This is a genomic window from Pseudomonas sp. AB6 (genome assembly GCF_034314105.1).
Lineage (GTDB): Bacteria > Pseudomonadota > Gammaproteobacteria > Pseudomonadales > Pseudomonadaceae > Aquipseudomonas.
On sequence record NZ_JAVIWJ010000001.1, the window covers coordinates 4,261,825 to 4,275,433 of the forward strand.

Here is a 13,609-nt window from a genome sequence, read left to right on the forward strand (position 1 = left end):
TGATGGCTGCTGCCCGCATGCGCATTCAGTTGAACGGTGAGTCTTTTGAGATGCCCGATGGCGAATCCGTCGCGGCGTTGCTAGTCCTTCTGGACCTGACAGGACGCAGAGTTGCGGTCGAACTCAATATGGATATTGTCCCGCGCAGCCAGCATGTTTCCACGACCCTGCGCGAAGGCGATCAGGTTGAAGTGGTCCACGCTATCGGCGGCGGTTAATCTGCGCCGAGCCACCAGCGGCCGTCTAACCCAGTTTAAAACTTGCACGAACCTCAACCCTGAAGAGGATTTTCGATGAACAACTTTCGCACCGACAAGCCCTTCGTCCTGGCCGGGCGTACATTCCAGTCGCGCCTGTTGGTCGGTACTGGCAAATACCCGGATATGGAGTCCACCCGTCTGGCGATTGAAGCTTCGGGCGCCGAAATTGTGACCGTCGCCGTTCGCCGAACGAATCTTGGGCAGAACCCGGGCGAGCCGAACCTATTGGATATCCTGCCGCCGGATCGTTACACCATCCTGCCCAATACAGCTGGTTGCTATGACGCCGTCGAAGCCGTGCGCACCTGCCGTCTGGCCCGTGAATTGCTCGATGGCAAGAATCTGGTGAAGCTCGAAGTATTGGCCGATCAAAAAACCTTATTCCCCAACGTGATCGAAACCCTCAAGGCCGCAGAGATTCTGGTCAAAGACGGTTTCGACGTCATGGTTTATACCAGCGATGATCCAATCATTGCCCGCCAGTTGGCTGAAATCGGCTGCATCGCGGTCATGCCCCTAGCGGGTCTGATTGGTACCGGCTTGGGTATTTGCAACCCGTACAACCTGCAAATCATCCTCGAAGAAGCCAAAGTACCGGTGCTGGTCGACGCAGGTGTCGGTACGGCATCCGACGCGACCATCGCCATGGAGTTGGGCTGTGAAGCCGTGCTGATGAACTCTGCCATCGCCCACGCGCAAAATCCGGTGATGATGGCTGAAGCCATGAAGCACGCGATTGTCGCCGGTCGCTTGGCGTACCTCGCCGGGCGGATGCCAAAAAAACTTTATGCCAGCGCCTCCTCGCCGCTGGATGGTCTGATCAAGTAAGAGCCCGTTGATGACTGATTCGTTAGAAGCTGCACCGATCCCGGAAGAAGGCGAAGAGCGCCAACACCGCCGCATCAAGAGTTTCGTCATGCGTGCGGGGCGCATGACCGAAGGCCAGCAGCGTGGCCTCGACCAAGGTCGCCCGCTGTTCGTGCTACCGCTGATGGATGCGCCCGTGGATTTCGATCAGGCATTTGGTCGTTCTGCCCCGCGCACGCTGGAGATCGGGTTCGGCATGGGCCATTCGTTGCTGGAAATGGCAGCAGCCTCGCCTGAGCACGACTTTATAGGTGTTGAAGTACATCACCCCGGCGTCGGTGCGCTGCTCAACGGCGTACTCACTCAGGGCCTGACCAACGTGCGGGTTTACGAGTGCGACGCCATTGAGGTGCTCAACCGTTGCATCGCCGATAACAGCCTCGACCGCTTGATGCTGTTTTTCCCGGACCCGTGGCATAAAAGCCGCCATCACAAACGCCGCATCGTGCAGCCCGACTTCGCTGAGCTGGTGCGTAGCAAGCTGAAGGTCGGCGGTATTTTGCACATGGCCACTGATTGGGAGCCGTATGCCGAATACATGCTGGAAGTGATGAACGTCGCGCCGGGTTATCGCAATCAGGCCGAAGACGGTAAATGCGTGCCACGCCCAACCGAACGCCCTATCACCAAGTTTGAACGCCGCGGTGAAAAGCTCGGGCACGGCGTGTGGGATTTGAAGTTCAAAAAGCTTTAATGATCACCCTGTAGGGCGAATCGTTGTAGGCGCCGCACTTAGCGGCGATCTGCAATTACCCCGATCAATACCAACACCACCAACAACACTGGCGCCAAGCTGTAGTTGTTGAACTGGCTCAGGCCACGAATTACCCATGGGGTAGCATAAATCAACGCAGCTCCGCTGCCGATGGTGCACAGCAACGCCATCACCGGTATCCGTAACGCACCAGCCAAGCCGCTGATGCGCCCATCGATCCAGCCTTTTATGTCCGCGCCGAACAACACCAACAGGCAACCGACCAACGCCAACGAAATTTCGGAAAGGTTACTGCGGCTCCAGCGCGAAACGGTGGCCAGCAGGTCGAGTACAAGATCCATGCAAGAAAGTCCTTAGGTCAAAAAATAGTGCAGTAGGTCGTTTAGAAACAATTGGCCTTGCGCGCTTGCGACCAGCCGCGTCGGGTCAGGGTTCATAAGACCACGCTGTTCGGCCTGTTGCCGGGCGCCGGCCAGGGTGCTGAGGCTTAGACCGGTACGTTGGGGAAATAGCTCGGAGGCGACGCCATTTGTCAGGCGCAGCGCGTTCATCAGGAAGTCGAAGGGCATTTCTTCGAGACTGACCAGTTTCTCTCCCGCCTTGAAGGCTTTGTCCGGGTTCAGGTAGTCCTTGGGCAGCCGGGTTTTCCAGGTGCGCACGATACGGCCGTCTGGATGGCTAAGTTTGCCGTGAGCACCCGCGCCTATCCCGATGAAGTCGCCGAAGCTCCAGTAATTCAGGTTATGCCGCGCGGCTTTTTCCGGTTGGGCGTAGGCCGACACTTCGTATTGGGCGTAACCGTGTTCAGCCAGCAGCGCCTGCCCGGCCTCTTGAATGTCCCAGAGAACATCGTCTTCTGGCAGGATCGGTGGTTGATTCCAGAACACCGTGTTGGGCTCAAGCGTCAGTTGGTACCAAGACAGATGAGTAGGTGCCAGTACGATGGCTTGGCGTAAATCGCTTAGCGCGTCGTTTTGCGACTGATCGGGCAAGCCATGCATCAGGTCTAGATTAAAGTTATCAAAACCGGCCTTGCGCGCCATATCGGCGGCGCGAATCGCTTCGTCGCCGTTATGAATACGTCCCAACGCTTTGAGCTTCTCTTCTTGGAAACTCTGAATGCCGATGGACAGTCGATTGATGCCCAAGCCACGATAGGCGCTGAATTTGGCTTGCTCAAACGTGCCGGGATTGGCTTCCAGGGTGATTTCGATTTCGCTGGAGAAACGAACGCGCTGCTCCACGCCTTTGAGGAGGCGGCCCAGGGCGTTAGCACTAAACAGGCTCGGGGTTCCGCCGCCAAAAAAGATCGAACTCAGCTCGCGTCCATGAACCTGTGGCAAGTCTTGGTCAAGGTCCGCCAGCAATGCATCAACGTATTCCTGCTCCGGCAATACCGGGCTGGCCGTGTGCGAGTTGAAGTCGCAATATGGGCATTTGCGCACGCACCAAGGGATATGAACGTAAAGGGCCAAGGGTGGTAGATGCGGCAGGGCGATCCGAGGCGCTTGCGACGAAAATCCGGCTTCGCCCAAAAAAAGCAGCTGTACGGACGGATCCTGAGTCATTGCAAACCCAGGCGCTGACGCAATAGCAACATGGCGCGAGCGCGGTGGCTGAGCTGATTTTTTTCGACGCCGCTGAGTTCGGCGCTGGAACAATCGCGTTCAGGCACCCAAAACAGAGGGTCATAGCCAAAGCCGTGTTCGCCGCTGGCGGCTGTCAAAATTCGCCCATGCCACAGGCCCTCACACAGTATTGGCAACGGGTCGTCGGCGTGGCGAACCAATGCCAGGACGCAAACGAACTGCGCATGGCGCTGGTCTAGGGGCACGTCTTTGAGTGCCTCTAGCAATTTGGCGTTGTTGGCTTCATCGCCTTGGCCATCAGCGTAGCGAGCCGAATAGATCCCCGGCGCGCCACCCAGAAAGTCGACAGCCAGTCCCGAGTCATCGGCCAACGAAGGCAGCCCGGAAATTTTCGCCGCGTTGCGCGCCTTGAGAATCGCGTTTTCGACGAATGACAGACCCGTCTCTTCCGGCTCAATTTCGCTGAATTCACCGATTGAGCGCAGGTGCACGGACCCACCAAGCATGGCCTGGAGCTCTTTGAGTTTGCCAGCGTTGTGGCTAGCCAATACGAGTTGCGTCAAGTTCATCATTCGCCTGGAAAAAGTTCTTGATCGAAGCTGAAGCTGTGGGTGTCTTCACCAGCTTTGACGTTGATAGAAAAGGTCAGCGTTTCCTGCTGTTCAATTGGAAATTGCGCGATGTAATACACTGCATCGTTTTCTGCGAGCTGCTTGAACGTCAGGGTCAGGTTACGCCCAGTCAGGTCTTTCACCGTCCCGGTGATATTCGCGACCACCGTTTTTCCACCCTTAACCGCCGCGATGTTCAGCACGCCTTGATTTTTGCTCCGGATCAAACCGGCTGCGGCGGCCACATCCGGCTGCAAATAACTGGAGGTGATCGCGCTGTAATGTAAGGTCGTATCGCCGAAGACTTCTTTACGTTCAGGTTTGGCGTAATCAGCGGCAATGGCTGGTAAAGCTAGGCATATAGCGCAGATAAACAGGGCTAAGCGGCGCATGAATATTCTCCTTGTTATCGAGGACTCTTTAGGAACCAGCTTGCCGGCTAGAGGGCTGACGGTTGTGTCAGGTCTGGCGCTTTGTCCACAAGCTGGCTCCTGCAGAAAAAGGTTACTCGGGTTATATCGCGATCTGATGGTCTTGCAGACCAGGGCTGCTGACGCGATAAATGCCGATCTCGCCCAATAGATTAGGCCATAGCTTACTGGCCCAGCCGTGACGATGCTGCTGATCGACGGCCAGTCGGTCAATTACTCGTGCGTCGCGGCCACGGCAAAGCGCTTCAAAGTCTTCAAAGGTGCAAAAGTGAATGTTCGGCGTGTTGTACCAAGTGTATGGCAGAAAATCCGAGACCGGCATCCGACCCTTGCTCGCCAGATACCAGCGGCAACGCCAATGACCAAAGTTGGGGAAGGTGATGATGCATTGACGACCTACGCGCAGCATTTCGTCGAGAATTCGGTCTGGGTAACTCACCGCTTGCAGCGCTTGAGTCATGACTACGATGTCGAAACTGTTGCTGGCGAAGTTGCCGAGGCCTTTGTCCAGGTCCTGCTCAATGACGTTGACGCCCTTACCCACGCACAGTGCAATGTTGTCGGCGTCGTTTTCAAGGCCGTAGCCGGTGACTTGTTTGTTATCGCGCAGCCAAGCTAGCAGTTCGCCGTCACCGCAACCGAGGTCAAGCACTCGGCTACCGGCAGGGATCCAGTCTTGGATGATTTCCAGGTCGGCTCTCATGGTTTCCTCAAAGTGCAATTCGGTTCATGTAGCTGGTGAAGGCCTGCAGGTAGCGTGGGATCGGGATCAGGAAGGCGTCGTGGCCTTGGGGTGCGTCGATCTCCAAGTAGCAGACATTCTTTTTGGCGGCCATCAGCGCATCCACCAGTTCCCGAGAACGGGCTGGCGAGAAGCGCCAATCGGTGGTGAAAGAAATTACGCAGAAGTCGGCTTTGGCCCCTGCGAGGGTTACTGCAAGGTTATCGCCGTGGCTCGCTGCCGGATCGAAATAGTCTAGCGCCTTGGTCATCAACAAGTAGGTGTTGGCGTCAAAGCGACCGGAGAACTCTTCTCCCTGATAGCGCAAATAGCTTTCAACCTGAAACTCGACGCTGTGAAAATCGTAGTTAAGCTTTTCGCTTTTCAAGCCCCGGCCGAATTTCTCGCCCATGGAATCATCGGACAAATAAGTGATGTGCCCAACCATTCGCGCCAGCATCAAGCCGCGTTTAGGGATGACGCCATGTTCCTGGAAGTAACCGCCATGAAACTCGGGGTCTGAGAGAATCGCTTGCCGTGCCACTTCGTTGAACGCAATGTTTTGTGCAGATAACTTAGGCGCCGAAGCAATTGCCAGGCAGTGACGAATCCGCTCGGGATAGCTAATGGTCCACTGCAATGCTTGCATGCCGCCCAGGCTGCCGCCGACCACTGCTGCCCATTGCGCAATACCCAGCTTGTCAGCGAGACGTGCCTGGCTGTTGACCCAGTCTTCGACAGTCAGTACTGGGAAGTCGGCGCCGAACGGCTTACCCGTCTTGGGATTAACGCTGCTTGGACCTGTGGAACCGTTACAACCGCCAAGGTTATTCAGGCTGACGACGAAGAACGTGTGCGTGTCGATAGGTTTTCCGGGGCCAATGCAGCTGTCCCACCAGCCTGGCTTGCGCTCATCGACGCTATGGAAACCCGCCGCATGATGGTGACCGGAGAGTGCGTGACACACCAGCACTGCGTTACTGCCTGCAGCATTGAGCTGGCCGTAGGTTTCGTAAATCAAGTCGTATGCAGGCAGCGAGCGACCGCAGGCCAGCGCCAACGGCTCGCTAAAATGCGCCAGTAGCGGCGTGACAAGACCAACCGAATCGGGGGGGAAGACCGTAGGCATCGATCCTGCTCTCGCGTAAATGAGGCGTAAGTCTAAAGACCGCTGCCCCTACCGGCAAGCAAAGCGCCATGCACATTCTTCAATGTGGGGCCAAAGGCGGCGATTGAGGCCGGAACAGCCTTCAGGCGTAAACCGCACCAACCGGTCCTCGGCCGATTACAGCCTTCGGCAGCTCCAGCGCGGTCAATGCAATATCAGATCAGGCGCCACAACACTTCAGGCATCCCTACGTAAGAAGCCAGCGCTGGCATCACGTAGGATTGGATCACTTGAATCGCGATAAAGGCGAATATTGGCGAAATATCCATGCCGCCGAGGTTCGGGACCAGGCGACGGAAGGGCGCCAATACGGGTTCGCTAATTTGGTAGGCCAATTCTGCCGCTGGATTATGGCTGCCGGGTGCGACCCAGGAAACGATCACCATGACGATCATCGCTACCCAAAAGATTTTCAGGAACAGCGACGTAACGCCGATGATCGACCAGATCAACAAGTGTGGGATATCGCCAATAGCACCGTAGGTCATCGCTAGTACCAAGGCCATCAATAGCGCTTGGACAATGATCGCCAGCAAAAGGGATGAAGTGTCCAGCCCGAACACGCTAGGGATAATCCGACGAATAGGCTTGAGTAGCGGCTGCGTAGCACGCACCGCGAACTGGCAGAGCGGGTTGTAGAAGTTGGCTTTGACCAGTTGTAAAACGAAGCGCAACAAGACAATAGCGAGGTAGAGACTGACCAGGGTCTGGATAACGAAAGTCATGGCGCCAGTGAGTGCATTCATACGTAGTTCCTTATTTGCCTAGCTGTTCGGCCATTTCTGCCGAACGATGCGCGGCAGCAGTGAGTGCTGTGTCGACCAAGGCTTCAAAGCCTCCAGCCTGGAATGATTTGATAGCCGCCTCTGTGGTGCCCGCAGGCGAGGTCACACGGCGTCGCAGCTCGGCAGCATCAACATCGCTGCCAGTAACCATCAGCGCGGCACCTAGGGCCGTCTGCTTGGTCAGTTGGACTGCAATGTCCCTGGGTAAGCCAAGTTTTTCGGCTGTCGCCGTCATTGCTTCAATCAACAGGAAAAAATACGCCGGACCGCTTCCTGACACGGCAGTGACGGCATCCAGCTGGCGTTCATCGTTGAGCCATAACGCGATACCGACCGCCGAGAGCAATTGTTCGGCTTGCGCGCGTTGCTCGCTGGTCACTTTGCCGTTAGCGAACAAGCCGCTCACACCCTGGCGCAGGAGCGATGGAGTATTGGGCATGCAGCGCACAATCGGGTGGTCACCCAGCCAGATACTCATACTGGCGCTGGTGATGCCCGCAGCTACCGACACTACCAATTGATGGGGCTTCAAGTTCGGGCGAAGAGCGATACACATCGCTTTCATCATTTGCGGTTTGACCGCTATTAGCACCACGTCCGCGCCTTCGATGGCTTCGGCGTTATCGGCAAAAAGTTCAATGCCGTGCTCGGCAGCGACCTTGGCGCGGGTTTCGGCGCTCGGATCGCTGGCGCGGATTAACGCGGCCTCCACACCTTGGGCGCGCAGTCCGCCGATTAGGCTGGTGGCCATGTTGCCTGCACCGATAAAGGCAATACGAGTCATGCTCATCACTGGCTTCCTGTTAGCAAATAGGGTTATGGCTGCCCGTAGTCACGGGCGCCAAAAAGGGCAGTACCGATGCGAACCCAAGTGGCGCCTTGTCCGATGGCGGCCTCCAGGTCGTGGCTCATGCCCATCGAAAGGGTATCCAGGGGCAGGTTCAGGCTATTTTTCAAGCGGCCCACTGCAGCAAATGCGGCGTTTTGTGCCCCGATGTCGTCGGTGGGTTCAGGGATCGCCATCAGCCCACGCAATTTCAAGCGCGGCAGCGCACTGATCGCCGCGGCCAACTCAGGCAGGTCTTGGGGCGTGCAGCCAGACTTGCTCGCTTCGCCGCTGACATTAATTTGTATACAGATGTTGAGCGGTGGCAGTTCAGCCGGACGTTGCTCGGACAGCCGTTGTGCAATTTTCAAACGATCCACGGAGTGCACCCAAGCGAAGTGCTCAGCAATAGCGCGAGTCTTGTTCGATTGAATGGGGCCGATGAAATGCCAACACAAGGGCAGGTCCGCTAATTCAAGCTGTTTGCTCAGGGCTTCCTGGAGGTAATTTTCGCCAAAATCGCGTAGGCCAGTGGCAAATGCTTCGCGCAGCGCCGCCGCCGGTTTGGTTTTACTTACGGCCAATAGGCCAATTGTGCTCGGATCCCGTTGCGCGACAAGGGCCGCAGCGCGAATTCGCTCATCAACTTGGGAAACGTTGTCTGCTATCGTGGACATTGATTTGCGCCAGCAGGGCTAAAGTCTGCGGCATTCTATGTGATTGGGGAGCTCTATGGATATTACCGAGCTGCTGGCCTTCAGTGCCAAGCAGGGCGCGTCAGATTTGCACTTATCCGCTGGCCTGCCACCGATGATTCGTGTCGACGGTGATGTGCGACGTATAAATTTGCCTGCGCTGGACCAAAAAACAGTCCAGAGCCTGATTTACGACATCATGAACGACAAGCAGCGTAAAGACTTCGAGGAGTTTCTGGAAACGGACTTCTCCTTCGATGTGCCTGGCGTTGCGCGCTTTCGGGTCAACGCCTTCAACCAGAATCGCGGCGCTGGTGCGGTATTTCGGACTATTCCATCCAAGGTCCTGAGCATGGATGATTTAGGCATGGGCGAAGTGTTTCGCAAGATTACCGAAGTCCCTCGCGGGCTGGTATTGGTCACCGGACCGACCGGTTCAGGGAAGTCCACTACGCTTGCGGCGATGATCGATTACCTAAACAGCACCAAGCATCACCATATTCTCACCATCGAAGACCCAATCGAGTTCGTACACGAATCGAAGAAGTGCCTGGTCAACCAGCGTGAAGTGCATCGCGATACATTGGGTTTCGCCGAAGCACTGCGTTCGGCTCTGAGGGAAGATCCGGACGTCATCCTGGTCGGCGAAATGCGTGACCTGGAGACCATTCGACTGGCGTTGACTGCCGCTGAAACGGGGCACTTAGTCTTTGGCACGCTGCACACCACCTCTGCAGCGAAAACCATCGATAGGGTGGTTGATGTGTTTCCGGCGCAAGAAAAGTCCATGGTGCGATCAATGCTGTCTGAGTCGTTGCAGGCTGTAATCTCTCAAACGCTGCTAAAGAAGATCGGCGGTGGGCGGATTGCAGCTCACGAGATCATGATTGGCACGGCGGCCATTCGTAACTTGATTCGCGAAGATAAAGTGGCGCAGATGTATTCGTCGATTCAGACCGGCGGTTCATTGGGCATGCAGACGTTAGACATGTGCTTGAAGGATCTGGTGAACAAAGGGTTGGTGACTCGCGAAAGCGCTCGGGAAAAGGCCAAGACCCCGGACAACTTCTAAAAGCGCCAGATTATACTTTTGGGATTTAAGGGAAAATCGACGCGCCGAAGGGGCCTTCGGCGCGTCCTGCTGCGGCTTGAAGCCGCTAGCCGATCAACGCTGGCTTAGACGCAACGTAGGTTTTGAAGATTGCTTCGGCAACACTCGCTTGGCTAGCACGTAATGGTCGTCCCAGTACGGTTTGCTCAGCGTGTCGATCGTCACGGCCTTGCCCCGGCGTGGCGCATGGATAAAACGATTGTTGCCCAAGTAAATAGCAACGTGATTTACCTGATGGCCTTTGATTTTGAAGAACAGCAAGTCACCGGGTTTCAAATCCTTACGGTCAACCCTCTGTCCATGACCTTCAGCCATGGCGTTGGATGTGCGCGGTAGATCAACGGTGTTTACGTCACGGAAGGCATATTTAACCAACCCACTGCAATCGAAGCCTTTGCTTGGACTACTGCCGCCCCAATGATAAGGAGTTCCGAGGACATTCACCGCGCGGCTCAATACAACGCTGCTCTGCTTGGCGCCCATTTGAGGTGGCGCTATCGAGGCAACAGAGGATTTGCCATGAGCAGAGCGGCGAGAGGCGTGATTCGAGGTTTTGCTATGTTTGGTGGTGGATGCTTGCTTTGATGATTTGGTTTGCTGGGCGTTTTTCTTGTGAGTGGTTTTGCCGTGAGCAACCTTCTCAGACTTGACTGCTTCGCTTGATTCAGGTGTTTTTGAAGCCGTGGTGACGATTGAGGAATGAGATTTTGCAGCGTGGCCGTTGAAGCTCGACGGTAATTGCTGCTCACGGTTGGTGGCGTGGGCGGCCAGCGGCATAAATAGGCAAATGGTTAGCCATGTCTTGAAAATTGGACGCATTCTGCAGGGCTCTTATTGGTCAGCGCGCAACTTTATAACAGCTTTTTTGATGATGCTGACCCCGTTTGTCGAAACTTTTACGCAGGGCTTCATAGGATTGTTGCGGTAGTGTGTCACATGGTTTTGGCCGATAGCCCCTGAAACAAGGACTTACAACGATGGTCTGAGGCCTTTGCTTCTCGTCGGAGCGACGAATTAAAGTCACACAAATTACAGTTATTTTTTTCTATTAGCTTGAAAGAGGTAGTGAATGAACACCTATCGACAAGACCTGCAACCGCGAAATACCCACAGCAAGCTTCTCGGATATCTGTTGTGGATTGTCGGCTTCACCGGATCGCATCGTTTCTATTATGGGAAACCGGTTACTGGCACGATTTGGTTTTTCACCTTCGGCCTGCTGGGTATCGGTTGGTTGATCGACTTGTTTTTGATTCCATCAATGGATCGCGACGCCGATCTACGATTTAACGCCGGTTCGACCGATTACAACGTCGCTTGGGTGCTGCTGACGTTTCTGGGCGTGTTTGGTGTACATCGGATGTATCAGGGGAAATGGATCAGTGGGGTTGTCTATTTTTTGACCGGTGGCTTGTTTCTGTTGGGCGTGCTGTATGACTTCTGGACCCTGAATGAACAGATATCCATGAAGAACGCGCGCGAAGGCTAGGGGCTCTTCAAGTTGGTTCCTGCAGACTATTCGCTGTAGGAACCAACGTTATAGCGATGCGCCCCTTCAAGCGCCGTAGCTAACCCGGCCATCCACCAGCGTGTAACGCACTGCGCCAGGCAGGCAATGTCCAATGAATGGGCAATTCTCACCTTTGGACAGCCAGGTCTCACCCGCTACCGTCGAAGAGGATGGATCGAACAATACGATGTCCGCCGCTCCGCCCACACTCAACTGACCAGCCGGAAGGCGCAACGCTGCTGCCGGGCCTGCGCTAAGGCGTGCGAGCAACGTTGGGAGGTCGAGTAGGCCGTCTTCCACCAACGTCATGGCGAGTGGCAATAGCAATTCTACGCTGCTGATGCCCGGTTCAGTGGCACCGAAAGGTGCCAGCTTGGCGTCGCGCTCGTGGGGTTGGTGATGGCTGGAAATGGCCTGAACCACACCGGTCCTCACCGCTTCACGCAAGCCTTCGCGGTCCGCGCGGGTGCGCAACGGCGGTTGGACGTGATACAGGCTGGAGAAGTCGATCAGCGCTTCGTCGGTGAGTATCAGCTGGTACATCGCCACGTCGGCGGTGACCGGCAGGCCTCGGGCTTGCGCCTGAGCAATCAGCTCTACGCCACGGGCGCTGGTCAATTGGCTGAAGTGTGCGCGGACGCCGCTTTGTTCCACTAATAAAAGATTGCGCGCCAAGGCGACGGTTTCGGCGGTTTCCGGAATGCCCGGCAAACCCAGAAAGCTTGCGGTGGCGCCTTCATGTGCCAGTCCGCCAGCCGCCAAATCATGATCCTGCGAATGAAAAATGACGGTCAGGTCAAACGTCGCGGCGTATTCCATTGCTCGGCATAAGGTCCGGGTGTTCTGGAAGCTGTCCAGACCGTTGCCAAACGCCACGCAACCGGCGTCGCGCAACGCCACCAGTTCAGCCAGTTGCTCGCCTTCCAGGCCCTTGCTAAAGGCGCCAATCGGAAACACTTTGCAGTTGCCGGCTTCCCGGGCGCGGTCGAGGATCAGCTCGGCAACGGCGGAGGTGTCCAGTACCGGTTTGGTCCGTGGTGGGCAGCACAAGCTGGTTACCCCTCCAGCGGCAGCGGCTTGGGTCTCGCTGGCAATCGTGCCTTTGCGGCTATAGCCCGGCTCACGCAGGGCTACGCTGAGGTCGACCAGACCGGGCGCGGCCACCAAGCCCTGCGCATCGATAATCTGGACCGCTGCGAAGTCTGCCGGGGCCGCGCCAATAGCGATGATCTTGCCACCGTGCAGGTGCAGGTCAGTGACTTTGTCGAAACCACTGGTGGGATCAATGACGCGAGCGCCGAGGATGCTGAGCTTCACTGGGCAATCTCCTGCTCGAATTGACGTTGCGCGGTTTGTCCGCTCATGGCCATTGACAGCACGGCCATGCGAATGGCGATGCCGTAAGTGACTTGATTTAGAATGACCGACTGCGCGCCGTCGGCAACCGCTGACTCAATCTCTACCCCACGATTAATCGGGCCTGGGTGCATAACAATTGCATCCGGTTTGGCGCCAGCGAGGCGGGCGGTCGTCAGGCCGAACAGGCGGTAGAATTCGCCTTCGCTCGGCAGCAGGCCACCCTGCATGCGTTCACGTTGTAGGCGCAGCATGATCACCACGTCTACGTCCTTGAGGCCGGTGGCCAAGTCGGTGAAAACCTTGACCCCGTATTGTTCAACGCCCACCGGGAGCAGAGTTTTCGGCGCAATCACTCGGATGTCCGGGCAACCAAGCGCTTTGAGCGCAATCATGTTCGAGCGCGCAACCCGCGAATGCAGAATGTCGCCGACGATGGCCACGGACAAGTTTTCAAAGCCGCCCTTGTGCCGACGAATCGTCAGCATGTCCAGCATGCCCTGGGTCGGGTGCGAGTGACGGCCGTCGCCGCCATTGATAATTGCGACATCGGGGCAAACATGTTCAGCAATAAAGTGTGCTGCGCCCGAATCGCCGTGGCGCACCACAAACATGTCGGCAGCCATAGCCTCGAGGTTGCGCAGCGTATCGAACAGGGTTTCACCCTTGCTCGTCGACGAGGTCGAGACGTTCAGCGTGATCACGTCTGCCGACAGCCGTTGCGCCGCCAATTCGAAGGTGGTGCGGGTGCGGGTCGAGTTCTCGAAGAACACGTTGCACACGGTTTTGCCGCGCAGTAGCGGGACTTTTTTAACCGCACGGGCACCCACTTCAAGAAATGAGTCAGCTGTGTCGAGGATTTCGGTCAGCAACTCACGGGGCAAACCGTCAAGTGAAAGAAAGTGGCGTAACTGGCCCTGATGATTGAGCTGCAGCGGTCGCTTAGCGTCGAAAGGCGTCATCG

General features: G+C 56.3%; 17 protein-coding genes. 5 read left to right on the plus strand and 12 right to left on the minus strand.

All coding sequences use genetic code 11. From position 1 onward, the window contains the following. The first annotated feature begins 2 nt into the window (after window positions 1-2). The 3 genes from thiS to trmB all read left to right on the plus strand — a co-directional run bounded on the left by thiS (window position 3) and on the right by trmB (window position 1,821). Entirely contained in the window at window positions 3-218 is a 216-nt protein-coding gene (gene thiS / locus RGW60_RS20060; RefSeq protein ID WP_322206979.1) for a sulfur carrier protein ThiS, read from the plus strand. A 75-nt stretch (window positions 219-293) separates the two neighbouring features. After that, on the plus strand, window positions 294-1,088 hold the full coding sequence (locus RGW60_RS20065; RefSeq protein ID WP_322206222.1) for a thiazole synthase: 795 nt from the start codon (window positions 294-296) through the stop codon (window positions 1,086-1,088). A 10-nt stretch (window positions 1,089-1,098) separates the two neighbouring features. After that, window positions 1,099-1,821: a tRNA (guanosine(46)-N7)-methyltransferase TrmB gene (gene trmB, locus RGW60_RS20070; RefSeq protein ID WP_322206223.1), complete on the plus strand. Its 723-nt coding sequence runs from the start codon at window positions 1,099-1,101 to the stop codon at window positions 1,819-1,821. Between the two features lie 38 nt (window positions 1,822-1,859). Here the strand turns inward: trmB and RGW60_RS20075 are convergent, their stop codons facing one another. From RGW60_RS20075 to RGW60_RS20115, 9 genes are all read right to left on the minus strand, one after another. Continuing rightward, window positions 1,860-2,183, minus strand: a complete 324-nt coding sequence (locus RGW60_RS20075) for a DUF3392 domain-containing protein (RefSeq protein ID WP_322206224.1) — start codon at window positions 2,181-2,183, stop codon at window positions 1,860-1,862. A 12-nt stretch (window positions 2,184-2,195) separates the two neighbouring features. After that, entirely contained in the window at window positions 2,196-3,410 is a 1,215-nt protein-coding gene (hemW, locus tag RGW60_RS20080; protein WP_322206225.1) for a radical SAM family heme chaperone HemW, read from the minus strand. After that, window positions 3,407-4,003 (minus strand): RdgB/HAM1 family non-canonical purine NTP pyrophosphatase, encoded by a 597-nt coding sequence (gene rdgB, locus RGW60_RS20085; RefSeq protein ID WP_322206226.1) that lies wholly within the window; start codon window positions 4,001-4,003, stop codon window positions 3,407-3,409. The genes hemW and rdgB overlap by 4 nt, the downstream gene beginning before the upstream one ends. Next, on the minus strand, window positions 4,000-4,434 hold the full coding sequence (locus RGW60_RS20090; RefSeq protein WP_322206227.1) for a DUF4426 domain-containing protein: 435 nt from the start codon (window positions 4,432-4,434) through the stop codon (window positions 4,000-4,002). Before RGW60_RS20090 ends, rdgB begins: the two co-directional genes overlap by 4 nt. Before the next feature lie 121 nt (window positions 4,435-4,555). Then, window positions 4,556-5,176: a methionine biosynthesis protein MetW gene (gene metW / locus RGW60_RS20095; protein ID WP_322206229.1), complete on the minus strand. Its 621-nt coding sequence runs from the start codon at window positions 5,174-5,176 to the stop codon at window positions 4,556-4,558. Window positions 5,177-5,183: 7 nt separating this feature from the next. Continuing rightward, window positions 5,184-6,323, minus strand: coding sequence for a homoserine O-succinyltransferase MetX (gene metX, locus RGW60_RS20100; RefSeq protein WP_322206230.1), 1,140 nt, complete (start codon window positions 6,321-6,323; stop codon window positions 5,184-5,186). 194 nt (window positions 6,324-6,517) lie between these two features. Beyond that, a complete protein-coding gene (locus tag RGW60_RS20105; RefSeq protein WP_322206231.1) occupies window positions 6,518-7,108 on the minus strand; it encodes a YggT family protein in 591 nt (196 codons plus the stop codon). Window positions 7,109-7,118: 10 nt separating this feature from the next. Then, the gene (proC, locus tag RGW60_RS20110) at window positions 7,119-7,937 is read right to left on the minus strand and encodes a pyrroline-5-carboxylate reductase (RefSeq protein ID WP_322206232.1); all 819 of its coding nucleotides are present in this window, start codon (window positions 7,935-7,937) and stop codon (window positions 7,119-7,121) included. 26 nt (window positions 7,938-7,963) lie between these two features. Further along, entirely contained in the window at window positions 7,964-8,650 is a 687-nt protein-coding gene (locus RGW60_RS20115; protein WP_322206233.1) for a YggS family pyridoxal phosphate-dependent enzyme, read from the minus strand. A gap of 55 nt (window positions 8,651-8,705) precedes the next feature. Here RGW60_RS20115 and RGW60_RS20120 point away from each other — a divergent pair, with 55 nt between their 5' ends. Further along, window positions 8,706-9,740 (plus strand): type IV pilus twitching motility protein PilT, encoded by a 1,035-nt coding sequence (locus RGW60_RS20120; protein ID WP_322206234.1) that lies wholly within the window; start codon window positions 8,706-8,708, stop codon window positions 9,738-9,740. A 93-nt stretch (window positions 9,741-9,833) separates the two neighbouring features. Here the strand turns inward: RGW60_RS20120 and RGW60_RS20125 are convergent, their stop codons facing one another. Beyond that, window positions 9,834-10,598, minus strand: a complete 765-nt coding sequence (locus RGW60_RS20125; RefSeq protein ID WP_322206235.1) for a C40 family peptidase — start codon at window positions 10,596-10,598, stop codon at window positions 9,834-9,836. A gap of 250 nt (window positions 10,599-10,848) precedes the next feature. Between RGW60_RS20125 and RGW60_RS20130 the strand changes: the two genes are divergently transcribed. Next, entirely contained in the window at window positions 10,849-11,268 is a 420-nt protein-coding gene (locus RGW60_RS20130) for a TM2 domain-containing protein (protein ID WP_322206237.1), read from the plus strand. Between the two features lie 66 nt (window positions 11,269-11,334). Here RGW60_RS20130 and RGW60_RS20135 read toward each other — a convergent pair whose 3' ends face one another. Both RGW60_RS20135 and RGW60_RS20140 read right to left on the minus strand, forming a co-directional pair. Continuing rightward, window positions 11,335-12,606, minus strand: a complete 1,272-nt coding sequence (locus tag RGW60_RS20135; protein WP_322206238.1) for a dihydroorotase — start codon at window positions 12,604-12,606, stop codon at window positions 11,335-11,337. Continuing rightward, on the minus strand, window positions 12,603-13,607 hold the full coding sequence (locus tag RGW60_RS20140; protein ID WP_322206239.1) for an aspartate carbamoyltransferase catalytic subunit: 1,005 nt from the start codon (window positions 13,605-13,607) through the stop codon (window positions 12,603-12,605). The genes RGW60_RS20135 and RGW60_RS20140 overlap by 4 nt, the downstream gene beginning before the upstream one ends. Window positions 13,608-13,609: the final 2 nt, after the last annotated feature.

Bases quoted from the DNA above. Each gene is read 5' to 3' on its own strand.
- thiS (WP_322206979.1), top strand. From the start codon at position 3: ATGGCTGCTGCCCGCATGCGCATTCAGTTGAACGGTGAGTCTTTTGAG.
- RGW60_RS20065 (WP_322206222.1), top strand. From the start codon at position 294: ATGAACAACTTTCGCACCGACAAGCCCTTCGTCCTGGCCGGGCGTACA.
- trmB (WP_322206223.1), top strand. From the start codon at position 1,099: ATGACTGATTCGTTAGAAGCTGCACCGATCCCGGAAGAAGGCGAAGAG.
- RGW60_RS20075 (WP_322206224.1), bottom strand. From the start codon at position 2,183: ATGGATCTTGTACTCGACCTGCTGGCCACCGTTTCGCGCTGGAGCCGC.
- hemW (WP_322206225.1), bottom strand. From the start codon at position 3,410: ATGACTCAGGATCCGTCCGTACAGCTGCTTTTTTTGGGCGAAGCCGGA.
- rdgB (WP_322206226.1), bottom strand. From the start codon at position 4,003: ATGATGAACTTGACGCAACTCGTATTGGCTAGCCACAACGCTGGCAAA.
- RGW60_RS20090 (WP_322206227.1), bottom strand. From the start codon at position 4,434: ATGCGCCGCTTAGCCCTGTTTATCTGCGCTATATGCCTAGCTTTACCA.
- metW (WP_322206229.1), bottom strand. From the start codon at position 5,176: ATGAGAGCCGACCTGGAAATCATCCAAGACTGGATCCCTGCCGGTAGC.
- metX (WP_322206230.1), bottom strand. From the start codon at position 6,323: ATGCCTACGGTCTTCCCCCCCGATTCGGTTGGTCTTGTCACGCCGCTA.
- RGW60_RS20105 (WP_322206231.1), bottom strand. From the start codon at position 7,108: ATGAATGCACTCACTGGCGCCATGACTTTCGTTATCCAGACCCTGGTC.
- proC (WP_322206232.1), bottom strand. From the start codon at position 7,937: ATGAGCATGACTCGTATTGCCTTTATCGGTGCAGGCAACATGGCCACC.
- RGW60_RS20115 (WP_322206233.1), bottom strand. From the start codon at position 8,650: ATGTCCACGATAGCAGACAACGTTTCCCAAGTTGATGAGCGAATTCGC.
- RGW60_RS20120 (WP_322206234.1), top strand. From the start codon at position 8,706: ATGGATATTACCGAGCTGCTGGCCTTCAGTGCCAAGCAGGGCGCGTCA.
- RGW60_RS20125 (WP_322206235.1), bottom strand. From the start codon at position 10,598: ATGCGTCCAATTTTCAAGACATGGCTAACCATTTGCCTATTTATGCCG.
- RGW60_RS20130 (WP_322206237.1), top strand. From the start codon at position 10,849: ATGAACACCTATCGACAAGACCTGCAACCGCGAAATACCCACAGCAAG.
- RGW60_RS20140 (WP_322206239.1), bottom strand. From the start codon at position 13,607: ATGACGCCTTTCGACGCTAAGCGACCGCTGCAGCTCAATCATCAGGGC.